Annotated in this window: 28 protein-coding genes and 1 pseudogene; 25 read left to right on the top strand and 4 right to left on the bottom strand. The window is 62.7% G+C overall.

Annotation, left to right across the window (positions count from 1 at the left end; genetic code table 11):
• The first annotated feature begins 1 nt into the window (after position 1).
• Positions 2-1,117, top strand: a complete 1,116-nt coding sequence (locus J2D73_RS15220; protein ID WP_207882619.1) for a metallophosphoesterase — start codon at positions 2-4, stop codon at positions 1,115-1,117.
• 25 nt (positions 1,118-1,142) lie between these two features.
• Here J2D73_RS15220 and J2D73_RS15215 read toward each other — a convergent pair whose 3' ends face one another.
• Positions 1,143-1,754: an NADPH-dependent F420 reductase gene (locus J2D73_RS15215; protein WP_341535102.1), complete on the bottom strand. Its 612-nt coding sequence runs from the start codon at positions 1,752-1,754 to the stop codon at positions 1,143-1,145.
• Between the two features lie 110 nt (positions 1,755-1,864).
• Positions 1,865-2,599, bottom strand: coding sequence for an SDR family NAD(P)-dependent oxidoreductase (locus J2D73_RS15210; RefSeq protein WP_207882615.1), 735 nt, complete (start codon positions 2,597-2,599; stop codon positions 1,865-1,867).
• Positions 2,600-2,874: 275 nt separating this feature from the next.
• On the opposite strand from J2D73_RS15210, the gene J2D73_RS15205 reads away from it, so the two are divergent.
• From J2D73_RS15205 to J2D73_RS15095, 24 genes and pseudogenes are all read left to right on the top strand, one after another.
• Positions 2,875-3,771, top strand: coding sequence for a LysR family transcriptional regulator (locus tag J2D73_RS15205; protein ID WP_207882613.1), 897 nt, complete (start codon positions 2,875-2,877; stop codon positions 3,769-3,771).
• Between the two features lie 261 nt (positions 3,772-4,032).
• On the top strand, positions 4,033-5,229 hold the full coding sequence (locus tag J2D73_RS15200) for a DUF932 domain-containing protein (protein ID WP_207882611.1): 1,197 nt from the start codon (positions 4,033-4,035) through the stop codon (positions 5,227-5,229).
• A gap of 83 nt (positions 5,230-5,312) precedes the next feature.
• Positions 5,313-5,753, top strand: coding sequence for a hypothetical protein (locus tag J2D73_RS15195; protein WP_207882609.1), 441 nt, complete (start codon positions 5,313-5,315; stop codon positions 5,751-5,753).
• Positions 5,740-6,816: a DUF7146 domain-containing protein gene (locus J2D73_RS15190; RefSeq protein ID WP_207882607.1), complete on the top strand. Its 1,077-nt coding sequence runs from the start codon at positions 5,740-5,742 to the stop codon at positions 6,814-6,816. Before J2D73_RS15195 ends, J2D73_RS15190 begins: the two co-directional genes overlap by 14 nt.
• Before the next feature lie 312 nt (positions 6,817-7,128).
• Positions 7,129-8,064, top strand: a complete 936-nt coding sequence (locus tag J2D73_RS15185) for a DUF2493 domain-containing protein (RefSeq protein ID WP_207882606.1) — start codon at positions 7,129-7,131, stop codon at positions 8,062-8,064.
• Between the two features lie 481 nt (positions 8,065-8,545).
• Positions 8,546-8,818, top strand: a complete 273-nt coding sequence (locus tag J2D73_RS15180) for a hypothetical protein (protein ID WP_243429989.1) — start codon at positions 8,546-8,548, stop codon at positions 8,816-8,818.
• An 18-nt stretch (positions 8,819-8,836) separates the two neighbouring features.
• Positions 8,837-9,160 (top strand): DUF736 domain-containing protein, encoded by a 324-nt coding sequence (locus J2D73_RS15175; protein WP_035378674.1) that lies wholly within the window; start codon positions 8,837-8,839, stop codon positions 9,158-9,160.
• A 342-nt stretch (positions 9,161-9,502) separates the two neighbouring features.
• Positions 9,503-9,655: a hypothetical protein gene (locus tag J2D73_RS15170; protein WP_207882605.1), complete on the top strand. Its 153-nt coding sequence runs from the start codon at positions 9,503-9,505 to the stop codon at positions 9,653-9,655.
• 158 nt (positions 9,656-9,813) lie between these two features.
• Positions 9,814-10,098: an XRE family transcriptional regulator gene (locus tag J2D73_RS15165; RefSeq protein ID WP_207882603.1), complete on the top strand. Its 285-nt coding sequence runs from the start codon at positions 9,814-9,816 to the stop codon at positions 10,096-10,098.
• Between the two features lie 11 nt (positions 10,099-10,109).
• A complete protein-coding gene (locus J2D73_RS15160; protein WP_207882601.1) occupies positions 10,110-10,388 on the top strand; it encodes a DNA -binding domain-containing protein in 279 nt (92 codons plus the stop codon).
• A gap of 132 nt (positions 10,389-10,520) precedes the next feature.
• Positions 10,521-10,661: pseudogene (locus J2D73_RS20895) on the top strand (transcriptional regulator domain-containing protein); the annotation flags it as partial.
• On the top strand, positions 10,627-11,286 hold the full coding sequence (locus J2D73_RS15155) for a DUF2285 domain-containing protein (protein WP_341535101.1): 660 nt from the start codon (positions 10,627-10,629) through the stop codon (positions 11,284-11,286). The pseudogene J2D73_RS20895 and the gene J2D73_RS15155, both read left to right, overlap by 35 nt.
• Before the next feature lie 109 nt (positions 11,287-11,395).
• A complete protein-coding gene (locus tag J2D73_RS15150) occupies positions 11,396-12,646 on the top strand; it encodes a cation:proton antiporter (protein ID WP_207882599.1) in 1,251 nt (416 codons plus the stop codon).
• Positions 12,647-12,809: 163 nt separating this feature from the next.
• On the top strand, positions 12,810-13,841 hold the full coding sequence (locus J2D73_RS15145) for a type II toxin-antitoxin system VapC family toxin (RefSeq protein WP_207882597.1): 1,032 nt from the start codon (positions 12,810-12,812) through the stop codon (positions 13,839-13,841).
• 176 nt (positions 13,842-14,017) lie between these two features.
• Positions 14,018-14,302, top strand: coding sequence for a helix-turn-helix transcriptional regulator (locus J2D73_RS15140; protein WP_012553533.1), 285 nt, complete (start codon positions 14,018-14,020; stop codon positions 14,300-14,302).
• Complete coding sequence (locus J2D73_RS15135; RefSeq protein WP_207882596.1) at positions 14,302-15,345, top strand: replication initiator protein A; 1,044 nt, start codon at positions 14,302-14,304, stop codon at positions 15,343-15,345. Before J2D73_RS15140 ends, J2D73_RS15135 begins: the two co-directional genes overlap by 1 nt.
• Positions 15,346-15,353: 8 nt before the next feature.
• Positions 15,354-15,992 carry a ParA family partition ATPase gene (parA, locus tag J2D73_RS15130; RefSeq protein ID WP_207882594.1) on the top strand — a complete coding sequence of 213 codons (639 nt, stop codon included), beginning with the start codon at positions 15,354-15,356 and terminating at the stop codon, positions 15,990-15,992.
• Entirely contained in the window at positions 15,989-16,180 is a 192-nt protein-coding gene (locus tag J2D73_RS15125; protein WP_243429987.1) for a hypothetical protein, read from the top strand. The genes parA and J2D73_RS15125 overlap by 4 nt, the downstream gene beginning before the upstream one ends.
• Positions 16,177-16,419, top strand: coding sequence for a hypothetical protein (locus J2D73_RS15120; RefSeq protein WP_207882592.1), 243 nt, complete (start codon positions 16,177-16,179; stop codon positions 16,417-16,419). Before J2D73_RS15125 ends, J2D73_RS15120 begins: the two co-directional genes overlap by 4 nt.
• A complete protein-coding gene (locus J2D73_RS15115; protein ID WP_207882590.1) occupies positions 16,416-16,913 on the top strand; it encodes a DUF2840 domain-containing protein in 498 nt (165 codons plus the stop codon). The genes J2D73_RS15120 and J2D73_RS15115 overlap by 4 nt, the downstream gene beginning before the upstream one ends.
• A complete protein-coding gene (locus tag J2D73_RS15110; RefSeq protein ID WP_207882588.1) occupies positions 16,910-17,452 on the top strand; it encodes a S26 family signal peptidase in 543 nt (180 codons plus the stop codon). The genes J2D73_RS15115 and J2D73_RS15110 overlap by 4 nt, the downstream gene beginning before the upstream one ends.
• A gap of 1 nt (position 17,453) precedes the next feature.
• Positions 17,454-17,792, top strand: a complete 339-nt coding sequence (locus tag J2D73_RS15105) for a DUF736 domain-containing protein (RefSeq protein ID WP_207882586.1) — start codon at positions 17,454-17,456, stop codon at positions 17,790-17,792.
• Positions 17,779-18,480: a lytic transglycosylase domain-containing protein gene (locus tag J2D73_RS15100; protein ID WP_207882584.1), complete on the top strand. Its 702-nt coding sequence runs from the start codon at positions 17,779-17,781 to the stop codon at positions 18,478-18,480. Before J2D73_RS15105 ends, J2D73_RS15100 begins: the two co-directional genes overlap by 14 nt.
• Positions 18,481-18,727: 247 nt before the next feature.
• A complete protein-coding gene (locus tag J2D73_RS15095; protein ID WP_207882640.1) occupies positions 18,728-20,479 on the top strand; it encodes a relaxase/mobilization nuclease domain-containing protein in 1,752 nt (583 codons plus the stop codon).
• Between the two features lie 11 nt (positions 20,480-20,490).
• Here the strand turns inward: J2D73_RS15095 and J2D73_RS15090 are convergent, their stop codons facing one another.
• Both J2D73_RS15090 and J2D73_RS15085 read right to left on the bottom strand, forming a co-directional pair.
• Positions 20,491-21,102 (bottom strand): RES family NAD+ phosphorylase, encoded by a 612-nt coding sequence (locus J2D73_RS15090; RefSeq protein WP_341535100.1) that lies wholly within the window; start codon positions 21,100-21,102, stop codon positions 20,491-20,493.
• Positions 21,086-21,718, bottom strand: a complete 633-nt coding sequence (locus tag J2D73_RS15085; RefSeq protein WP_183009837.1) for a hypothetical protein — start codon at positions 21,716-21,718, stop codon at positions 21,086-21,088. Before J2D73_RS15085 ends, J2D73_RS15090 begins: the two co-directional genes overlap by 17 nt.
• Positions 21,719-21,803: the final 85 nt, after the last annotated feature.

The raw sequence follows: 21,803 nt of genomic DNA, 5'->3' as shown, positions 1-21,803 counted from the left end.
GGTGCGCGTTATCGTTTTCGGCCTGCTCCTGTCGATCGTAATTCTGAACTGGTTGTGGCCACTCCCTCTTCCGATCGCTGTGAAACTTCTGGCGTCCGTCTTCGTCATCGTGGCGTCACAATACCAGTTCTGGAGCAGGCTCTCTTCAGGCTCGGTGTTCGCGCCTGAATTTCCGCGACCGCTCATCATTCTGTTCAATTGGGCAGTCGGGACGATTCTGTTTCTTACGCTGCTGCAACTCGCGCTTGATCTCGGCGCGCTGGTGATCGCGCTGGTCGAGTGGCAACCGGTTTTTATCGGCACGCCGGCCCGGGTTGTCGTGGGTGCACTGGCCGGGCTGCTCGCCGCCATTGGCGTCGCCAACGCGCTGCGGGTGCCGCATGTCAGGGACGTGACCGTCGCTATACGCGGTTTGTCCGCGCAGTTCGACGGATACCGGCTGATCCAGTTGAGCGATCTGCATATCACGCGGCTCTTCTCTGCAAAGTGGACCGCTCGTGTCGTGGAGCGGGCAAACGCGGCGAGCGCCGATCTGATTGTCGTGACGGGGGATTTCATCGACGGGTCGGTAGAGATGCGCCGTGCCGACGTCGCACCGCTCGCAGCCCTGCACGCACCCGATGGCGTACTGGCGGCTCCGGGCAACCATGAATATTTCTTCGATTACGCTGCCTGGATACGGCACCTGTCGGCACTGGGTTTCGATATGCTGGAAAACCAGCACAAGGTTATAACGCGCGAAACTGCTCATCTGGTGATCGCGGGTGTAACGGATCGCTCGGCGCGTCGACACGGTGAGGTGGAGCCGGATTTCGACGCCGCGCTGGCAGGCGCGCCGACACATGCACCGGTCGTGCTGCTCGATCATCAGCCTGGCGACGCCCGGGCCGCGGCGGCGCGTGGGGTCGTGCTTCAGCTCTCGGGTCATACGCATGGCGGGATGATCCGTGGCCTCGACCGGCTCGTCGCGCGTGGCAATAACGGCTTTGTCTCCGGGCGCTACCAGGTGGGCGGCATGACGCTGTATGTCAGTAACGGGACCGGCCTATGGCCCGGCTTTGCGCTTCGACTGGGCGTGCCAGCCGAAATCACACAGTTTCATCTGCGGGCCGAATAGAGGGCGAGGCCCGGCCCGCGCGCCCTCATGTCTCCTTCTTGAACAAATCCTGAAAAATAAACGGTCCCCAAACGTGGCCGCGTGCATGCACCAGCGCGCCACCCTCGTCGAGTTTTCCCAGCTTGACGGGTGCAAATCCGAGTTGCCTGGCTAACGCCGCGACGGGTGCGGTCGCATCCTCGGCGTCGCTCGACAGAAAGACGACCCGGTGCCCGCCTTCGACGACCGGGTCGGTGGCCAGGGTGGCAGCAATCAGGTGATTGAACGCTTTTACAAACCGTGCGCCGATGAATGCCTTTGCGGCGAAGGCGGAGGATAGGAGTCCGTCCATCTCCACAAGAGGAGCCTGCGAATTCATTGCGTCGATGACCGTCTTGTCTTTCCAACTCGGCAGGATCTTCGCAACTTCACGATGTTGCTCAAACGGGACCGCCAGCATGATCGTGTCAGCCTCGAGCGCCTTCTGCAGCGACCTCGCGACGACCGTGGGTCCAATTGCCCGGGCCTGTGGCTCCAACGCCTCGGGCGGCCGACGGCTCGCGACGGTCACGTCGATGTTCTTGCGGGCGAAGGCGTGGGCGAGGGCCTGGCCAATCTTGCCAAAACCAATAATCGCGTAGCTCATGTCATTTTCCAGTCCGTGTTGAAATTGATGATGCTGGCGGACGAAATGTTCAGTGTGGAACGCTGTTCACGATGGACATTTCAGCCCCCCAGATCAGCTATTTGTCGCGATCCGGTGCGTGCTCAGATGGCTGAGAAACCGCCATCGACAGACAGTTCCACCCCGTTCACGAAACTGGAATCGTCCGAAGCAAGAAACAGCGCGGCCGCCGCAATTTCCTCGGGACGCCCCATCGTTCCTCGCGGAATCAGGGATTCGAACATCTGCTTCGCTTCCGGGGTGAGAACCTGATCCTGCATCGGTGTGGCGATCGGCCCCGGGTGCAGCACGTTCACCCGGATGTTCCGGCCCTTTAGTTCGTTGAGCCATCCGCGTGCGAAGGCGTGCAGTGTCGCCTTGCTCGCTGCATACACGCTGTAACCGGGGAAACCTTTGATCGAGGCCACTGAGCCGGTCATGAAGATCGACCCGCCATCGTTGAACAGCGGTAACGCCTTCTGAACCGTGAACAGCGTGCCACGCGCATTCAGGTTGAAGGTTGTATCGAAGTGCTGCTCGGTAATCTCGCCCAGCGGGAGGGCTTCGCCCGTGCCGGCGCTTGCATACAGGACGTCTATCTTACCTTTTTCCCGCTTAACCGTGTCGAACAGACGGTCGAGGTCGTCGAGGTTGGCCGCGTCACCGCGTACGCCGGTCACGTTCCGGCCAATGAGCTTGACGGCCTCGTCCAGCGTCTCCTGTCGTCGGCCGGTGATGAAGACATAGGCGCCTTCTTCAACGAACCGCCGGGCGCTCGCCAGCGCCATGCCGCTCGATCCACCTGTGATGACGGCAACCTTGCCCTCAAGCTTTCCCATAACTTTTCCCTTCAGGCTTCATCTTTGATCGTTCGGGGAAGTTCCCGACGGTCTCAACATGGGCCGGCCAAGGGCAGGCGTTGAGTGCGGAATCGCGCATATCGGTGGTGCGAAATCGATCCGGACGGACAATGGAAATCGATCGGATGATCATTGCTGGTCGTTTGAAAGCCGAGGAAAATTGGTTGCTATACGCTATAACGGCGGCTCGTCATGGCGCACGTTGTGGCGGATATGAGCTTTGGAAGGCGCACCATGCGGTGCCGGAGTGCACCATGATCGATTGGGATGATGTTCGTTACTTCCTCGCTGTCGCGCGAGGCGGCTCGGTGCGGACTGCTGCCGGACATCTGGGGGTGAACCATTCAACCGTGCTGCGGCGGATCGCTCAGCTTGAAAAGCAGCTCGGGACACAGATGTTCGAAAAACTGCCTGCGGGTTATCGCCTGACGGCAGCGGGCGAGGAGGTTCTAGAGTTCGCCAACCAGATGGAAGCGTCGTCGCACCAGCTCGAGACGCGTATTTTCGGTCGCGACCAGAGCGTGCGCGGGCTTTTGCGCGTAACGCTGCCTCCGTTCCTCGCGACACATCTGCTCATGCCAGATTTTGCTGATTTCGCACGGATGCATCCCGATATCGAAATGGAAATCCTGCCAACCGGTGCGATCGCAAATTTGACGAACCGGGAAGCCGACGTCGCCATCCGTATCGTGCAGGACCGCGAAACACTGCCGCCCAACCTTCACGGCCTGCCAGGCCCCGAATTGTCGAGTGGCATCTACATGTCTCGCGATCGCCTCACCGCATGGCGTGCAGGCGTGCCAGGTCCCATGCGCTGGATCGTCATCAACAATGATGGACTCCCGGGCTGGGCTCACGAAGGCGAGGTTCGTACCACGGGGGCTCCGTTCCGGACACCGGACGCTGAGGCGCAGATCGTCGCAGCGCGGCACGGAATCGGGATGACGAAACTGCCTTGTTTCGTCGGCGATGCCGACCCCCTGCTGGCGAGAGTCCCCGGCACCAGGTTGCACGGACACGGAACGCTCTGGTTTCTCACGCAGGGAGAGGCACGCAAGACGAAGCGTGTAAGGCTCTTTACCGAGTTCGTATCTCGAAGACTCGGTACCCATGCGGAGCGTCTCGCAGGGCGGTCCGTATCGCCCGAATGACACACTATGGGCGGTTGCGATCGGCTACTATGATGTATGCCCCTCACGGAATGACAGGCTGTCTTTCTCACCCAAACCCAACTTTCTGGTTTCTTCCAATCGTTATCGTGATTTCGGCGAGGCTGCGGCCTCGCCGTGTTCCGGAACGAGGGGCACGGTGTCTCTGCGGTTAAACGGGATCCCGCGTGGGAAGTGGTGATCAGAGGAAGAGGTCGGCTTCGCCGTTTGTGCCGAATAATCGGCATAAGAGGAGAGTTTCTCATGACCACCATCCTGTCTCCCGCGTCCCGTGGTGCCACTTCCGGCGGCTTCCGTATCGACCCGTCACGTGGCGAACGGAACGCCCGCGTCTCGTCCGAATGGTTCTCCCGCCCCGATGATGAGCGGTATCTGTCCCTGTCCGACCTGCACGCAGCCACACTTGCCCGTGCCGAGCGCGCCACCGCCCGCACGGTGGAAAGCCGCGCCATCCGCGTGGAAGCATCCCGCGACAATGCCGAGCGCCTCACCCTGACCGTGCCGGGCCAGAGTGAGCCGATCGCACCGACTCACTGGTCGTTCGGCCAGATGTGCAGCCTTGTCGGGGCACCTTCATCCTATCTGCGTAACCTTCCGGCTCCACTGGCGGCGATCAACCTGCAGCACGGCCTGCTGGCGCACCGGGCCGAACTGGTCAAAACCCTGGAGACGGAAGACGGTCGGGTGGAACTGCGCGCCGTAACCGGTCCGGATTACGGCCGCATCTGGGACCATGAACTGGTGGGCGCGGTGCGGAAGATCGCCGGTGATGGCACAGGCGATACAAACTGGAAGGTGCCTGGCGTCATCGACTGGGCCACCATGACCCATAATCCTTATGTGGACATCACCAGGGAGACCACCACGCTCTATGCGTCAGACAGGGATGTGTTTCTGTTTCTCGTGGACGACACCCACCCGATCGAGGCTGGACGGCTGCCCAATGGCGATCCCGATCTCTATTTCCGGGGTTTCTACGCCTGGAATTCGGAAGTCGGCAGCAAGAGCCTTGGTATTGCGTCGTTTTACCTGCGCGGAGTGTGCCAGAACCGTATGCTGTGGGGCGTGGAAAATTTCGAACAGATCACGATCCGGCATAGCAAGTTTGCGGCTTCGCGTTTCGTGCACCAGGCGACACCGGCCTTGCGGAATTTTGCCACGGCCAGCCCGACGTCGTTCGTCTCCGGCATTCAGGCCTCGCGTCGGATACTCGTTGCGAAGACCGATGACGATCGGGAAACCTTCCTGCGGCGTCGTGGGTTCTCGAAACCGGAAACCGCGAAGATCATCGAGACGGTGTTGAACGAGGAGGGACGCAAGCCCGAGAGCGTGTTCGATTTCGTGCAGGGCATTACCGCACTGGCGCGGACGAAGGCCAATCAGGATACGCGACTGGATATGGAAGAAAAGGCCCGCAGGTTGATGGAACGGGCTTCCTGAAAGCCGCTTCTCTATCTTTCCGTCAATACGTCTTTACGAGCCCGGCCGCTGCGCCGGGCTTTTTCGTTTCGGGAGTTCTTCCGATGGCTGATTTTTTCACGCATTTTTCCTGCGTTCTCGACGTGGATACGGTGGACAATGCCGCAAAGGCGCTCGATCTCTACAACGCGTTCATGGATGAGTTGGCGGCGGAAGATCCGCCCTCTAACGGGTTCCGGCTTTCCGTAGAACCGGAATATGGTGGCACCAAGCTCTGGATGCGCGATGACGTGACCGGGGATCCGCAGCAGATCGTGGAATTCGTGCTACGCTGCGCACGGGCATTCCGATTGCGGGGGCGATGGGGATTTCAATGGGCCAATACGGCCTCACGCCCCCGGATCGGCGCCTTCAGCGGCGGCGCGCATCTGCTTGACCTTGGCAGGCGCAGGACGATTTCATGGATAACCACCGATCGCTGGCTGGCGATTGCCCTGGATGGAGGCAATCCCGATACAGGAGGGCAGGGTGATGACCGGACATGATGCGGGCGATCTCGCCCGTCGTCTGGCGGAGAACGCAGAGGCGGTGTGCCGTCGATATCTGTCCGCCGGTCGCCGTCACGGCAATTACTGGCTGGTCGGCGACGTGCGCAACACGCCGGGGCGGTCGCTCTATGTCCGCCTGCATGGTGGGGCGGACGGACGTGGCCGCGCGGGCAAATGGACGGATGGCGCGACAGGACAGCACGGCGATCTGCTCGACATCATCCGCGAAAGCCTCGGGCTGCTGGATTTCCGTGATGTCGCCGACGAGGCCCGGCGCTTCCTCAGTTTACCGCAACCGGAGCCACGACAGACCGCTGATCGTGGTCGTTCTCATTCTCATGCGTTCAGCCACGATACGTCGGGGCAGGCATCTGGCACCGCAGACGCCGCACGTCGGCTCTGGGCCATGTCCCGCCCGATTGCGGGCACATTGGCGGAAACCTGGCTGCGCCATCGTGACCTTACCCGCCTGACGGACCTGTCCTCGCTGCGTTTCCACCCTGACTGCTATTATCGCGCCGATGCTGACAGCCCGACCGAGACCTGGCCCGCCATGATCGCCGCCGTCACCGACCTCGACGGCCGAGTGACCGGGGTGCATCGCACCTGGCTGGCGCGGGACGGAAAGGGCAAGGCACCTGTCGCCATGCCCCGTCGGGCGATGGGCGACCTGCTCGGCCATGCCGTGCGTTTTGGCGCAGCCTCTGACGTTCTGGCGGCAGGCGAGGGGATCGAGACGGTGCTGTCGCTCCACGAAATCATGCCCGATCTGCAACTGGCCGCGTGCCTGTCCTCGGCGCATCTCGCCGCCATGGCGTTTCCGCCTGCCCTGCGCCGGCTTTATGTGCTGCGCGATGACGACCCGGCCGGCGACCATGCGGTGACGACCCTGCTGGCCCGGACGCAGGAGGCCGGGATCGAGTGCCTCGTGCTGTCACCGCGTCTGGCGGATTTCAACGATGATCTGCGCTATCTCGGGCGTGGGGCGATGCGGGCGATCCTGCATCCCCAGCTTGCCCCGCAGGACGTGGCGCGGTTCCTGCAACCCGTCGCCCACTGAGGCGGGCCGGGAAGGGGGGTGAGGGTCCTCTTCTTTCCCTGTCGTGCGGGGCTGTCCCGTTTCCGGATGCGGCGCGCCCGCGGGCCTTTCATGAGGGGAGCGGGCGTCAGCCAGGCCGGGCCTGCAATGGCGAAGCCGGCTATTTTCCGCCGCGCGTGCCGCGCTTTGCATCGCGAAGCAAAATAGCCGGCTCCCTGCCATCCTCCACTGCGTTCCGGCCGCGCGATGCGCGGTTCCGGCCAGACCTTCGTCTGCCGCTTTCCGCCCCCGGAAAGGCCGCGAGGGGCGCGGCCAGAACCGGAGGACAGACCCATGACCCGCACACAGGACGATTTCGAACCCGCACACGCCACCTCTTCAACCGCTCATGTGCTGGCCGAACTCCAGCTTTACGGCCACCGTCCCTTCGAGGATGAGCCGGATCCAAGGCCCTTGCCCGACGCCAGCCAGATCGAGGGCGCGGTGGCCGATATCTTTGATGCCCTGTCAGCCACACTGACCGATACAAGGCTGGAACCTGATCTCGAACCGTTGCTCTGGTCCACGGTCAATGTCTTTCACCGCATGGTCGGGCAGGTGGAGCGCGATCTCGATCGCAACGAGGCGGCACAGAAACGCAGCCAGCAGGAACAGGATGGCAGCGAGATCCGCTCGGTGGAACTGGAGCGCCTCATTGCCGAAGGCCTGACCCTGCTGGAGCGACGCAATGCCTACGAAATTTTCCGCGACTCCGCCTGCGATCAGCTCGAACGCCTGACGATGTCGCCCTGGCGGCCGCGCTCAGGCTCACTGGTCAGCCGCAGCACCCTGACGGCGTCCATGATCGACAGCCGCGATTTTCTCAACGCCCGCCGCAAGGCCGAGACCGAACTGCTCGTGCCTCCCGGGCCAAAGGTCGCGGTCACCGGCGGGCTCGACTACGAGGACCATCACCTGATCTGGAACCGGCTGGACAAGGTGCGCGAAAAGCATCCCGATATGGTGCTGCTGCACGGAGGTTCCCCCAAGGGCGCGGAATTCATTGCCTCCCGCTGGGCCGATCATCGCGAGGTCGCGCAGATCGCCTTCAAGCCGGACTGGAACCGGCACGGCAAGGCTGCTCCGTTCCGCCGGAACGACGCCCTGCTGAAAGTCCTGCCCGTCGGGGTCATGGTATTTCCGGGATCGGGCATTCAGGACAATCTGGCCGATAAGGCCAAACAGATGGGCATCCCGGTCTGGCGGTTCCGCAAGGACAGTGGCGCGTAAGCGCCATTGTCTTTTTCGATACATCCCGAAAACAATGACTGCTGCGCACGATGTTTCGCATAGCACCGATCGATCAGAATTGTCCGTCGGGCTCCCTGTTGCCCGCGCTGCCGGTTGAAGCAAACGGGATTGACCGGGCCCCGGAAGGCCCCACCCGGAGAGATCGGGGGCGGGTTGTGACCTCTTTCCCCGTTCCGGCTGCGGGGCCGGGTCCAGATGAGGGAGGCGATGGCCCCCTTCCTCGTCGGTGAACAGGTCGAAACAGCAGTGGCGAAGCAGGGATCGTCCAGCGGGCAACTGGCTGGCCAGCCTTCGTTGGAACGACGGGTCCATAGGATGCGGCCCGAACCGTTCGCAGCAGGGACGCGGCAGTCGGGGGCGGGTGCCTGGCCGCGATCCGCGCCACCAGCAGGGAAGACGGTCGCACCGGGCGAGCACGATATCCTCCTGTGTCGCACTGTCCCCACCTGTCGGACCGGTCATGCCGGCATCGTCTCTCCATTGGGCTGGCGGGTTCGCACACCATGGCCTCGGTCGGATGGCTGATCTAGCCGAAGACCGGCTACGCCTCGATCGGCTGGCCGCAACGGCGCTCCAGAACTTTCTTCCCCTGACGGCGGCGCCGTCATTCCTCGCGAGACAAGAAAGTTCGGGTCCTGCCGTCCTCTGCTGCGCTTCGGCCCTGAAGGGTGCTCTGCCGCTCGCCTCCGGCTGGTCGATCGCCATCGAGGCCACGGTGGTCGCGGCCCGATAACAGCATGGAGATACGACAATGGCTAACATCGGTTCCTTCAAGAAGGTGGGCGAAGGCTTCGAAGGCGAAATCGTCACCCTGGCCCTGCAGGCCCGCAACGTCCGTCTGGTGGCGGAAACCAACCGGGCCAACGACAACGCCCCCAACTACCGCGTCTACCTCGGACGGGTTGAACTCGGCGCCGCATGGACCCGCCGCTCCAACGAAGGCCGAACCTATCTGAGCCTGAAGCTGGACGATCCCTCCTTCGCCGCCCCGATCTTCGCCAACCTGTTCACCGACGAGGAAGGGGAAGGCTACACCCTCATCTGGACCCGGCCACGCAGCCGGAACGGGGAGTAAGCGCCCCACCACCAACCCCGCCCGGTCTCCCCGGGCGGGGCCTTCCGGGGCCTCTTTTCCCACGTGCTTTTCCGGAGCGCGGGCGGTAGCGCTGGTCGCCCGACGTGAGACGCAGAAGGAACATGAGGCTTTCCCTCAGCCTTCCTATTGTACCATGCGCGAAGGCGAACCGCGTCAAGGACGCGTGGTCCCCCCAATTTTGCCCGTCGTACCCTTCGGGCACGCCGAACAAAATCGGCTCCCCCACGCGCCGGCGAGCCGGTCGCCTGCGGCGATCCCTGACCCGGTCCGCCCCGGCACGAGCCGTCCGTCCTGTCTTCGAGAAACGAAAGGAGCAGGACGATGACCACGCGACACGACCAGATCCAGATGCTGCGCGCCGAACTGACCAGTTTTCACCTGAGCCGCCGCGAGCGCCGGCAGATCGAGCGCGAACTGAAGCAGGCATACGCGCAATGCGCGGCGGAACGCCACGACGAGACGACTCCCGCATAGAGCGGGGGTCTTTTTCGTATGGTCGCCCGTACCATCGGAAATTCAGACGTCGATTCCATTTGGCCATCATCCTGAAAAAACGATATTGAATCTCTCCAACGCGACTATTATAGTCGTATTTCTGGTGTGCTTGCCCCGCGTGTCGGATGTGATCATGGATGATCACTGGCCGACAGGTAAGGGCGGCACCGGCACTTCTGAACTGGACACAGGAGATGCTTGCTGAAAAGGCCCTCGTAGCATTGACCGCGCTCAAGCGCCTTGAATCCGAACGCGGTCTTGGCGTTCATGAGGGCACGACCGACCAGGTGCGCCGCGCGCTGGAAGCGGCGGGCATCCTGTTCATCGAGTCCGGACAAGGGCGCGGCGTCATGTTTCTTCACGAGACTTCCGGCACCGAAACGCGGCAGGGTAGGGTGCGTCGCGTTCGTTCTCCGACCTGATCGGACCCATCATGCAGCAGCCTCCGCTCGACCCGTCCGTCGCCGACAGCGCCCCGGAAGCGTCCTGTCTCACCGGCTATGACGAACAGCACCTCATCACCTATCTCCGCCTGCTGGATGCCGAGGCCGATGGCGCCGACTGGCGCGAGGTCGCCCGGATCGTCCTCCACCGCGACCCGGCGTCCGACCCCGAGGGCGTCTACCGCTGCTGGCACAGTCATCTGGCGCGGGCGCACTGGATGACTGAGCATGGCTACCAGCATCTGCTGCGCGGCGGCGCGCCCCACTGACACCCTGAATCGTTGCGTGACCTGCAAGACCTGTTGCAGGTCTGGGGCGTAGCGGGCAACGGGACGGTCTGGCATACTCTCGCGAGCAAGTGCTTGCCCTGTTCCCACCCGTTACGCATCGGAGACGACGTCATGAGCCGCGCCAACTGGCGGTCGGCGGGCGCGTACGAGGGCCTGCGGTCGCTCGACGCCCCTGCCTTTGCCTTGCAGTTTGTCAGCCGTAACCGCGACTTTATCCGTGACTGGGCCGCCCTTCAGCGCGCTGCGCGCCGGGCCGCATTGTCCGCATCGGATGCCGAAGCCTTCGCCCGGCGCTGGGGGTTGCGATTTCGAGAGTGTCCGCACGGCCCTCGATCCACGCACCGCCCTCTGGACTGTTGCGGTATCGCCGGCCGTGATTGCGGCTGTTCCCCTGCCGACAGCACTGGCTGATGCGGTGTATCGACCGTTCTCACTCGCTCGGACAGGACTGCCGCCCGATATGGCGGGAGAAGTCCTGCTCGAGCAGGGTGAGACGATCCTGCGCCTATACGTCCTGCCGCCTGACAGGGCTCCGGTCGGCGTGTTGCTGCCGATCGACGCCTTGTTCGAGGTACGCGTCCAGGCCGCCTTGCGGCTTTGGCGCGTCCTCAAGGGACGCCCGTCTGGTCGCGATCCGGCCCGCCTGTCATCCGATCGCATCAGCAGGCTGATCCTGGCGCTCCGCACGCTCGACGGTCTCGATGACGGGGTATCGCAGCGCGAGATCGCCGGTGTTCTGTTCGGCTGCGAGGTTTCTGCAGGGGACTGGCTCTCGCACGATCTGCATTTCCGTATGAAACGGCTGGTACGTTTTGCACGGGTGCTGCGCGACGGAGAATACCGGCGTTTGCTGTTGCATCCATTCCGGGGGCGATAGGACGACTCGTCCTTGCGTGTGCCACTTCACAGACAATCAAGACTTTCGAGAAGCAGCCAGCATCCGGTTTTTCTTGACGTGGGGGACGGCAGCGGCCAGCGGTGAAGGCATGGACACCATCAGCCTCCTCGCCCTGCTTCTGACCCTCTCGGCAGGGTTCAGCATTCTCAATCACCACACATTTCGCCTGCCTGTGACGATCGGCGTGCTGGTCTTCTCATTGCTGTCTTCTCTGCTGGTCATGATCCTGAATCCGTTGATCCCGGCCTATGACCTTCAGGCTCTTCCGCGATCTGTTCTCGGAGCCATCAATCTTCCCACGGCCCTCCTGAATGGCGCGCTGTCCCTGCTTCTGTTTGCCGGGGCCACGCAGGTGGATGTCGGACATCTGCGCGCAAAGCTTGCCTCCGTGGCCGCTCTCTCTGTTCTGGGAACCGTTCTGGCTGTTGCCTTTCTGGCGATCGCGGCATGGTACGTCTTCCCTGTGTTGGGTCATGCCATTCCTTTCACGTGGTGCATCGTCCTTGGGGCCATTCTCGCGCCAACTGATCCAGTTTCAGTTGTCGGCATGCTGAAACGTCTCGGACTGCCAGGACCGATTCAGGCCGTTTTCGCGGGTGAGAGTCTGTTTAACGACGGCGTGGGCGTGGTGATTTTCGGTGTCACGATCGGGCTGGCGACCGGGGACAGTCAGGGAGTGACCGCCTCCGAGATTGCTCTGAGTTTCTGCCGTGAGGCAATCGGTGGCGGTCTGCTGGGCGCACTGACCGGATGGATCGCACTCCATGTGCTGAAAGGGCAGCGGGATCCGCATATCGATCTGCTGACGTCGCTGGCTCTGGCAACCGGAGCCTTCAGCATTGCCAACCAGCTTGGCATGTCGGGTGCGATTGCCGTCGTGGTGGCGGGCCTGTGCTTCGGAACGAGTTATAGCCATTCCGTTTTCGATGAGGCATCCCGAAAGGAACTCGATATCGCATGGACACTCATTGACGAGGTGCTGAACGTCCTGCTGTTTATGCTGATCGGTTTTGAAATTCTGGAGATCACGCCGCATCTGTTTACGGTGATGGCAACACTTGCCGTGATCCCTCTATCCATTGCCGTGCGGGCATTGAGCGTGCTGTTTTCAACGCTTCCGGTTCACCTCAGACAATGGGAGCGGGGCCGTGTTCTTGGTATCCTGACCTGGGGCGGCCTGCGTGGCGGCATCTCGGTTTCGCTGGCACTTGGATTGCCACCAGGAGACTTGCGTGAGTTGCTGCTGCCTGTCTGTTACGGCGTCGTGGTGTTTACGATCATTGTACAGGGGCTAACCATGGAACGGGTTGCCCGTAGGCTTTATCCGGCATCCGTCTAAGCGGTAATTTCGCTTGTTTCACTTCGGTCAACATGATGCGACGTGTTTGTCGCGCTACCATGGAGCATCGATTTTTCGCTTCCAGTATTTAGTTGTTTACTGCAAAAATATAAATGAGAAATAAAATATATGAAATAAGAATACTTTATTTAAAAATATAGATATGATTTTAACGTTGGGAGAGAATTTAAACATGCCAAATCGGGTTGATATGAAATCACCTATACGCATCATGCTGGATACAAACATTTGGAGTGAGTTCGCTAAAGCCGACGTAGGTCCTGATTTGCGCCGGGCTATTAAACGTACCAATAATATTATTGTCGTTCCGCCACTAATTCTTTTTGAAGCTCTAGCAACCCCCGCTGATGAGCATCGTCGTCGATTAGTAAGGTTACTTACTATGCCCACTTGGACACGCCTAATGCCAGAGGCTTACACTTTATCTCAGGAAATTCTTTCAGAAGTTAAGCGGTTGCGACCCGAGTGGCTCCGTCATGAACCCAAAACTCAACGCTTCAATAAGCTACGTTATGATTGGACGCGAAAGACCAGAGGATTCTGGGAGCGAGCACGTTATCATTCGGAATTACTTAGAAATGCATTACAGGAGGATGGTAATTGGCCCCGTAATTTACTCGAAATGGCAAGGAAAGATTATGCTGATCAACGAAGCCTAAATAAGGAGCAAGGCATTCGTGATATTGGTTCACTCACAAATTGTGAGGGAACATTTCCAGCCCCTTTGCCTGAAGGGATCACAGATGAACCTATTCAATTCTGGAGGATACGTTCGTGGGCTTCTGTAACAAGAGCGCTGGCATATCCTGAACACCCTCTTGGTGAATGGTTAACGCCTTTTCTTGATTTTGATCGGATGCAGTTTTCTTTGGCATCGTGGAATCGTTTTTGGTTGCGAGAAGTCAATGAAAAACAGATGAAATGCTTCTGGTTGCACTATGCTTTCGAAATGCTGCAGTCCGTACAAAAAGTAACACGTGGGACGCCTGCTGATGCAGCGTTGTCCGTCTATCTCTGTGAATCTGACTTGGTTATATCTGCAGATAAAAATTTTATACGAAACATTGATGGAATCAGGAGTGCTGCACCATGTGGAGTTCCTATTGCAAGAATAGTGCAAGGTGGATCGTCTGGTATCCAGGAAACCTTAGATATAGTAAATAATAATTATTAAATACTGTCAATGTGACTTATGTTGGCGGTAGGCATGCGGTGATTTTTCACCTGTCACGGACCGATCTCATGCCTCTGCGAGATCGGTCCTAGTTCCAAACACACCCGCTCCGCCACGCTGATCCCTGCTGGCCGCATTTGTCCCGCGGCCTCAGACAGCGATCACGGAGCCTTCTCATGTCCGCCAATTACAGCGATCTGCCGCCGCGCTACCTGCGCACGCCCGACGCCTCGCGCTTCGTCGGACTGTCCATTCGCACCTTGGAAAAACATCGGATCTACGGCACCGGCCCGCGCTACTCGAAGCTCGGCGGCCGTGTGGTCTATCGGGTCGATGAACTGCAGGCCTGGGTCGAGAGCGGGGCACGGGCCCACACCTCGGATACCACCGCCGGCACCGTGTCAGCGGCCGCGCGGCAAAGCCCGCTGATCCCGCCGACCTCACGTGGGAGCCGGCGCTGATGTCCCCGACGAGCAGAACGCGCTCCGAGCGTGAGCAACTGGAGCTCTTCCATGCCATCGCGGGAGATTTCGCGCCTCGTGACGCCCAGGATCTGATGGCGTTTCCTTTTTTCAGCCTCGCCAAATCCCCTCGCATGGTCCCGATCGATTATCGGACCCCGGATGTCACCATTCGGGTCGAGGCGTCAGCCGAACATGGCATGGCCACGATCTGGGACGCTGACGTGCTGATCTGGGCCGCCAGCCATCTCGTTGCCGCGCGCGACGCCGGTCGGCGCACATCGCGGCTGATGGTGGCCAGCCCGCGCGAGATCCTGACCTTCATCGGCCGGGGCGACAGCGCGCGGGACTATGAGCGGCTGGAAGCAGCCTTCGACCGGCTGCAATCCACCACGATCAAGACCTCGCTCCGGCAGACCGGGAAGGGACAACTGCACCGGTTCTCCTGGATCAATGAATGGAAGCGGCACACCGCGCGGGAAGGGCGCACCCGCGTGATCGAACTGATCCTGCCCGACTGGTTCTACCAGGCGGTACTCGATGACGCGCTCGTGCTGACCATCGACCCGGTCTATTTTAGCCTCACAGGCGGTCTGGAGCGCTGGCTCTATCGCATTGTGCGCAAGCATGGCGGTCGCCAGCGTGCGGGCTGGGCCTTCGGCCTGCGCCATCTCTACGAAAAATCCGCCAGTCTTTCCCCCTATCGCCGCTTTGCCTTCGAACTGCGCGAGATGGCGAAACGGCAGCCCTTTGCCGGCTATCGGCTGTCGGTGCGCCCCGACCGTAACGGCAACGACACGCTGGCCTTTGCTCCTGTCAAACTATCCACAGGCGCCTGTGGACAAGCTGTGAATTCATCCGTGCTATCGGTTGTGGATTTATCCGTGCCATCACTGCCACGGCATCCGTGCTATCGTTTGCGGAAAACGCCGAATCACGACCTTGAATCAAACGGTTATGACGCCCTTAACTTAGAATCTAACTTAAAAGAGTCTAACTTTAAGGATGTTGGCCCCCCTGCCGATCCGTGGATAAGCCCCTGAGAGGGGTCATGATCGTGGCCCTCCTCAACCAGAAGGGCGGCGTCGGCAAGACGACGCTGGCGCTGCATCTCGCGGGCCAATGGGCTCGGGAAGGTCAGCGCGTGACGGTCATCGACGCCGACCCGCAGGGCTCGGCGCTGGACTGGTCGGCGCAGCGCGCGCGGGAAGGACTGCCCCGGCTGTTCGGTGTCATGGGGCTGGCGCGCGACACGCTGCATCACGAAGTTCCGGCACTGGCTCAGGGGGCGGATCACGTCGTCATCGACGGTCCGCCGCGCGTGGCGGCATTGCTGCGCTCGGCCCTGCTGGCCGCCGACCTGGTGCTGATCCCGGCGCAGCCCTCGCCCTTTGACGGCTGGGCCTCGGCCGAGATGCTGCGGCTGTTGGAGGAGGCGCGGCTCTTCCGTCCCGGCCTGCTGGCCCGGTTCGTGTTCAACCGTTGCGCTGCGCGCACGGTCAGCGCCCGCGAAACCCGGCTCGCACTCGCCGGGCATGAGCCGGCGGCGCTGGCATCGAGGATCGGCCAGCGGGTCGCGTTCGCCGACGCTGCGCGCACCGGCCGCCTGGTCTGTGACCTGCGTCCGCATGGGATTGCCGCCCGAGAAATCGCCGCCCTGACCGCTGAGATCGGGGGGCTGGTGTCATGACCCTATTGACCGGCGATAGCGCGCTCCTGATGCCCTGGCACGGCCCCTACGACATGATCCTGGTCGATCGCCCCTATGGCGATACGTCGCTTGCCTGGGACCGCCGCGTTTCGGGCTGGCCGGTAAAGGCGTGTGCCGCCCAGAGACCGCGTGGCCAGTTCCTGATCGGCGAAGGAATTTCGCCATGACAGGGCGTCGCACGCTGCTCGGCTTCGCGTCGCGCCCCCCAGACCCGGAACGCTGGGTCAAGGCGCCGGACAAGTCCGCGATCACCAACCGCTTCACCGCCCGGCTGACGATCGACGTCACGCCGGCGCTGCGCGCGCGGCTCAAGGTCGCGGCGTTCCAGCGCGACATCACGGTCGCCGACATGCTGCGCGCCCTGCTGGCCCGAGAGTTCCCCGATAACCCAGGAGACACGCCATGAACGCTACGCACGAGGCGGCATGCGGCCGTCCCGCCGACACGCTTGCCCATGTCGAACTGACCTGGATCGAGAAGCGCATCGAGCACTGGATCCGCTTCGGCTCTGTCGCCCATGAGCAGATTCTCGATCGTCGGCGGCGGATACTGAGCTTTCCGCCGGACACCGTGTTCGCCTTCCTGCGTTGGGCTGCGAACGATTACGGCACGGTGGTCTCCTGCATCGACATCGTGCGCGTCACCCGTCCCGGAGAGCCGTATCAGACGGTGCCGTTCGTGCGTCCCGGTGGTGAGAGCCTGCTGCGTCAGAGCGGTTGGCCGAAGGTCCGCCTGGTGCTCGAAGCCGTCGATCATGTCGAAACCATCGGCATCGACCCCGTCGATGTGGCACCCGAGCATTGGCGGCATCTGCACAACCGGATGCTTTCCGGGCAGGCGTCACGTCCCTACACGCGCGACCGCCATCAGGCCTGGCTGCGCCGGAGGGCGGTGTCATGACGCGCTTCGGCTGGTTCTTCACCACCTATTTCGCAATCCTCGGTGCTGGCACGTCAGTGGTGATCCATCCGGCGCCCCGGCTGATCTGGAACGCCACCGCCAGCACGCCGGTCGGGCTGTATCGCCTGCAATCGGTAAGCCCCCTGCATGTCGGTGATCTGATCGCGATCCGCCCGCCCACCGACATCGCCGCATTGCTGGCGCGCGGCGGCTATCTGCCGCTCGGCGTGCCGCTGCTCAAGCCTGTCGCGGCGCTGCCGGGACAGGTCGTGTGCCGGAACGGCGCCGTCGTTTCGGTCGACGGCAAGGCACTCGGCACGACCCTCGCCCGCGACCATCGCGGTCGTCCGCTGCCGGTCTGGCAGGGCTGCCGACACGTCTTGCCCGGCCAGATTTTCGTCATGAACCCGGCGGTCCCGACCAGTCTCGACGGCCGCTATTTCGGCGTCCTGCCGGTCGACACCGTGCTCGGCCGCGCCCAGCCGCTGTGGCTCGCGCCGTCACCGATTTCTCCCAACCCCAAACAGAAACGAGGCTGACATGGCCCAGATCGGTAATTTCACACGCACGGCCGACGGCTTCGCCGGTCGCCTGCGCACGCTCGCCCTCGACGTCGAACTGACGATCGTGCCGGCGACATCGTCGGACGCCGAGCATGCACCCGACTATCGCGTCCATCTCGGCGATGCCGACGTCGGACCGGAGATCGGCGCTGCGTGGAAACGCACCGGCGAGAAGGCGGGCACCTATCTCTCGCTGGTTCTCGACGACCCCATGCTGGCGCAGCCGATCCGCGCCAATCTGTTCCAGTCCGACCGTCAGGGACGCGCTTTTCATCTGGTCTGGAACCGTCCGGTGAAGCGTGATGACCGGCGGTAGGAAGGTTCGCGATCTTGTCGCGAACGCACTGGTTGCAGTGCTGGTTTCCGTGTCACCCGTTCGCATGGCGGAGGCTGATCCGTACGCCGACATGATCGCGGAAGCCGCCACGCGCGCGCAGATTCCAGCGTCATGGATTGCTGCCGTCCTGCATGCAGAGAGCCGAGGCGATGTGCATGCCGTGTCGTCGGCGGGTGCGATGGGGCTCATGCAGGTGATGCCCGGCACATGGGCCAGCCTGCGTACGTCCCTCGGGCTCGGCGACGATCCCTTTGACCCGCACGACAACATTCTGGCCGGCGCGACCTATCTGCGCTGGATGCGGGATCGCTACGGCGAGGCCGGGTTTCTCGCCGCCTATAATGCCGGTCCCGCGCGCTATGACGAGCATCTGGCGACCGGCCGACCGTTGCCTGCCGAGACGCGGAATTACGTTGCGTCGGTCAGCGCGCGGCTGGCTCTGCCGATTGCTGATGACATCGCGATCGGTACTTCGGCGACACCATCCTGGCAGGTTTCCTCCCTCTTTCCGGCGTCATTTCTGCGCGCGGGCGAGGCGTCCCGGCCTGTCGAAAGCGTGCACGATCCGGTGCATGCCGACGACGCCCGCCCGAGCGACTGGACGGCGCTTGCACCGCAATCGGCCGGGCTGTTCATCGCGTCGGGACATGGGGAAGCACGTCGATGACCCCCGTTCCGGTTCATCGGGTGCTGGCAGGGTGTGGGTGCCTTGGGGATGGGGTGCTGGGGGGGAGGCTGGCAACGGAGGAAAGGACGGCAAGGTAAAAGCAACGCCCGTTCGGGGCTGCATATGGTTGGTTTGATTGGGGAATTTGCCCTCTCACCACGCACCACCTGCGGCTGTCCGTGCAGTTTTCCTCATGTTTTCAACGATCCGGGCGCCGTCAGGTGCAGATCGAAGCGGAGAGCGGGCCATGGCGACGCGCGATGACAGCCTGACTGTCCGACCCGGACGCATCCAGCATGGCAATCAGGGCGCACGACCGAAATCTTTCGTCGGCGAGGTCATGCGTGCCGCGAAGAAGGCCGGTCATACCGGCACCCGGTTCGGCGCGAAGGGCAAGGGCGGCGGTGGTTCCCGCTTCGGGCGGGGCCGCCGCGCGGCGCTGTCCATGCAGCTGCGCAGCAATGCCCGTCGCGTCGTCGTCAAGGCGCGCGTCGTCCGCCAGCAGGGTACACGGTTTCGTTCCGCGCCACTCGCCCGGCACATCGCCTATCTCAGACGCGAGGGCGTGACCCGCGACGGGGCCAGGGCCCATTTGTTCGATGCCGAGAAGGACGTGACGGACGACAAGGCGTTCGCGGAACGCTGCGCCGACGATCGGCACCATTTCCGCTTCATCGTCTCGCCCGAAGATGCGGCGAAGATGGACGATCTGCGGGGCTTCGCGCGCGAGTTGATGCAGGACATGGAGCGCGACCTCGGCACGAAGCTGGATTGGATCGGGATCGACCATTGGAACACCGATAATCCGCATGTCCACATCCTGGTGCGCGGGGTCGCTGACGACGGCAAGGATCTGGTCATCAGCCGGGACTATATCAGCCGAGGCCTGCGCGACCGCGCTGCCGAACGGGTGACGCTGGAACTTGGCCCGCGCAGCGAGCAGGAAATCCGCACCGCCCTGGAGACCGAGATCGGCGCAGACCGCTGGACCAGCCTCGATCGCGCGCTGCAGGACATCGGCGACGAAGGTGGCGGCATCGTCGATCTGCGGCCGGGCGCGGGTGCTGAAGACCCGGAACTGAGGCGTCTGCTGGTCGGCAGGGCGACCAGGCTGGAGCGGCTTGGCCTCGCCGAACAGGTCGGGGTGGCGCGGTGGACCCTCAAGCCGGGGTTGGAAACCACGCTGCGCGATCTTTCCATTCGGGGCGACATCATCAAGACCATGCACCGCGCCATGGCCAGCGGCGGGGCGGAACCCGATGTCGCGGGTTTCGCGATCCATGGCGAAAAGCCGGCCGATCCCGTTCTCGGTCGGCTGGTCGAGCGCGGGCTGGATGACGAGTTGAGGGGCTCGGGCTATGTGGTGATCGCGGGAACCGACGGGCGGACGCATCATGTCCGCTTCCCGGATCTGGAGTTGACCGGCGATGCCCGGACCGGCGCAATCGTCGAGACCCGGAGTTGGGAGGACGCGAAAGGCACGCAGCGCCTGTCGCTGGCGACGCGCTCGGACTTCACGCTGACCGAGCAGGTGACAGCACCCGGCGCGACATGGCTGGACCGCCAGCTTCTCGCCAAAGACCCTGCACTGGCCAACGCGGGTTTTGGCACGGAGGTCCGTGAGGCGATGGCGCGGCGGATTGATCGTCTGGCGTCCGAGGGGCTGGCCCGACGGCAGGGTGAGCGCGCGGTGTTCGCGCCCGACCTGATCGGCACCCTGCGCCAGCGCGATCTCGATCAGGCGGCGGCCAGATTGGCGGCGCAGACCGGGCTGGAGCATCGGCCCGCGAAGGAAGGCGAGATCGTCTCGGGGGTCTATCGCCAGCGGGTAGCCCTGTCCTCGGGTCGGTTCGCGATGGTCGATGACGGGATGGGCTTCCAGCTTGTGCCGTGGCGCCCGGCGCTGGAGCAAAAGCTCGGACGGCAGGTTTCCGGCACCCTATCGCCGGGTGGATCGGTGGACTGGAATTTCGGTCGCAAGCGGGGGCTGGGGATTTGAGACCTGACCGGTCAGCTCGTCAGCCCCACGCCATAGATGTCCATCAGCTCATAGAACCAGTCTGCATCAAGGTTGTCGCTCTGGGAGGCGATCGCAATCGCGCTTTCCGCCCGGTCAAAAAGGGCGAAACAGATCTGATCGTTGTCATGGCGGGCGCGGTAGCTGATGCCGTCCGCATCGGGCCAGGTGTCGTGAACGGCTTTCGACCAGGCGTGCGGCAGATCGTAGGGCAGGCCGGATGATGTGACCTCCGCCGTGGCGCCGAGCACAGCCAGTCCGGGACCGTGCAACTCTACGAGTCGCAGTTCTCGATCGGCGCTGAGGATGGCACGGGCTTTGGCGGCGATGAGATCCATCGGCAGCAGCGTGCGGCCAGGTGCGCGCAGGAACGTTTCCGCGAACGCGCCAGCCGACTGCTCCGCCGTGTAGAGAACGCCATGAGAGCCGTCCGGCGCGTTGAGACGCCCGGAGCGCGAACGGTCGAAATAAATCGGGTCATGAGCGCGGGAGTAAAAACGATGCAGGGGCTGGCCCGCGGGCAGAACGCGCCAGCGGGGTTGCCGGGAAGCGAGGTCTCCCGGCGGCCAAGGCTGGTCCGGCACGCGGTCAGCTGCCCTGGACACCGATGGACCGCGCCACTTCCACGACTTCCTCAGTCTTGCCGGCGCCCAGCGCTTCGATCGGCGTTTGCCCGTCGAGTTGCGCGAGCGGCGTGACCAGGAAATTCAGACGGAACCATGCGCTTTCGCTTGGCAGGGCGACGAGCACAGGCTTCAGACCCGACACGATCCCATCGCCGGTGAACTGCGCGACCGGATAGCGCCGCTCGCCGCTCGGTCCCGGAACCGCCAGGATCGCCTGTTCGCGGACCTTCTTCTCGACGGCCTGGCGCGTGATCCTCAGCAGTTCTCGGACTTGATCGAGCGTATAGGCGCCACCGGCACGGCGGAGATCGTCGTCCCTGATCTGTTTCCCGCGCAACAGGGCGAGCCCGCGCGGGCCGACCGCATAGGCGTCGGTCGCGGTCTCGCGGCGAGAGGACCGATCGACTTGCGGGCGAACCTCGTATTCCAGAACCTGTGGCTTCGCGCTGGCACGCCCGCGCGCTCGGGCTGTCTCGCGTGCTGCCAGTTCCAGCCCCGCAGGCACCGTCACGATGCTTCCTACGCCGAGAAGCCGGGTTCTGGTCTGGCTTCCCGCAACGCGCGCGCGCGTTTGCGAAACGGATGTCGTCGGCATCGTATCGCCTCCCGGAAAATTCCTCTCCATGATGGCAATATAGGAAACCATGACAACCAAAGCAACCGATAGAACGTAGTCTCGC

Origin of the sequence: Acetobacter sacchari (assembly GCF_017377715.1) — a bacterium.
Taxonomy (GTDB): domain Bacteria; phylum Pseudomonadota; class Alphaproteobacteria; order Acetobacterales; family Acetobacteraceae; genus Acetobacter; species Acetobacter sacchari.
Note: the sequence above shows the minus strand (reverse complement) of the source record. Positions and strands in the feature narration are given on the sequence as shown.

Bases quoted from the DNA above. Each gene is read 5' to 3' on its own strand.
- J2D73_RS15110 (WP_207882588.1), top strand. From the start codon at position 16,910: ATGACGCGCTTCGGCTGGTTCTTCACCACCTATTTCGCAATCCTCGGT.
- J2D73_RS15165 (WP_207882603.1), top strand. From the start codon at position 9,814: ATGATCACTGGCCGACAGGTAAGGGCGGCACCGGCACTTCTGAACTGG.
- J2D73_RS15095 (WP_207882640.1), top strand. From the start codon at position 18,728: ATGGCGACGCGCGATGACAGCCTGACTGTCCGACCCGGACGCATCCAG.
- J2D73_RS15140 (WP_012553533.1), top strand. From the start codon at position 14,018: ATGTCCGCCAATTACAGCGATCTGCCGCCGCGCTACCTGCGCACGCCC.
- J2D73_RS15085 (WP_183009837.1), bottom strand. From the start codon at position 21,718: ATGCCGACGACATCCGTTTCGCAAACGCGCGCGCGCGTTGCGGGAAGC.
- J2D73_RS15115 (WP_207882590.1), top strand. From the start codon at position 16,416: ATGAACGCTACGCACGAGGCGGCATGCGGCCGTCCCGCCGACACGCTT.
- J2D73_RS15180 (WP_243429989.1), top strand. From the start codon at position 8,546: ATGCCGGCATCGTCTCTCCATTGGGCTGGCGGGTTCGCACACCATGGC.
- J2D73_RS15185 (WP_207882606.1), top strand. From the start codon at position 7,129: ATGACCCGCACACAGGACGATTTCGAACCCGCACACGCCACCTCTTCA.
- J2D73_RS15205 (WP_207882613.1), top strand. From the start codon at position 2,875: ATGATCGATTGGGATGATGTTCGTTACTTCCTCGCTGTCGCGCGAGGC.
- J2D73_RS15120 (WP_207882592.1), top strand. From the start codon at position 16,177: ATGACAGGGCGTCGCACGCTGCTCGGCTTCGCGTCGCGCCCCCCAGAC.
- J2D73_RS15175 (WP_035378674.1), top strand. From the start codon at position 8,837: ATGGCTAACATCGGTTCCTTCAAGAAGGTGGGCGAAGGCTTCGAAGGC.
- J2D73_RS15170 (WP_207882605.1), top strand. From the start codon at position 9,503: ATGACCACGCGACACGACCAGATCCAGATGCTGCGCGCCGAACTGACC.
- J2D73_RS15100 (WP_207882584.1), top strand. From the start codon at position 17,779: ATGACCGGCGGTAGGAAGGTTCGCGATCTTGTCGCGAACGCACTGGTT.
- J2D73_RS15190 (WP_207882607.1), top strand. From the start codon at position 5,740: ATGACCGGACATGATGCGGGCGATCTCGCCCGTCGTCTGGCGGAGAAC.
- J2D73_RS15125 (WP_243429987.1), top strand. From the start codon at position 15,989: ATGACCCTATTGACCGGCGATAGCGCGCTCCTGATGCCCTGGCACGGC.
- J2D73_RS15105 (WP_207882586.1), top strand. From the start codon at position 17,454: ATGGCCCAGATCGGTAATTTCACACGCACGGCCGACGGCTTCGCCGGT.
- J2D73_RS15145 (WP_207882597.1), top strand. From the start codon at position 12,810: ATGATTTTAACGTTGGGAGAGAATTTAAACATGCCAAATCGGGTTGAT.
- J2D73_RS15200 (WP_207882611.1), top strand. From the start codon at position 4,033: ATGACCACCATCCTGTCTCCCGCGTCCCGTGGTGCCACTTCCGGCGGC.
- J2D73_RS15210 (WP_207882615.1), bottom strand. From the start codon at position 2,599: ATGGGAAAGCTTGAGGGCAAGGTTGCCGTCATCACAGGTGGATCGAGC.
- J2D73_RS15160 (WP_207882601.1), top strand. From the start codon at position 10,110: ATGCAGCAGCCTCCGCTCGACCCGTCCGTCGCCGACAGCGCCCCGGAA.
- J2D73_RS15195 (WP_207882609.1), top strand. From the start codon at position 5,313: ATGGCTGATTTTTTCACGCATTTTTCCTGCGTTCTCGACGTGGATACG.
- parA (WP_207882594.1), top strand. From the start codon at position 15,354: ATGATCGTGGCCCTCCTCAACCAGAAGGGCGGCGTCGGCAAGACGACG.
- J2D73_RS15150 (WP_207882599.1), top strand. From the start codon at position 11,396: ATGGACACCATCAGCCTCCTCGCCCTGCTTCTGACCCTCTCGGCAGGG.
- J2D73_RS15135 (WP_207882596.1), top strand. From the start codon at position 14,302: ATGTCCCCGACGAGCAGAACGCGCTCCGAGCGTGAGCAACTGGAGCTC.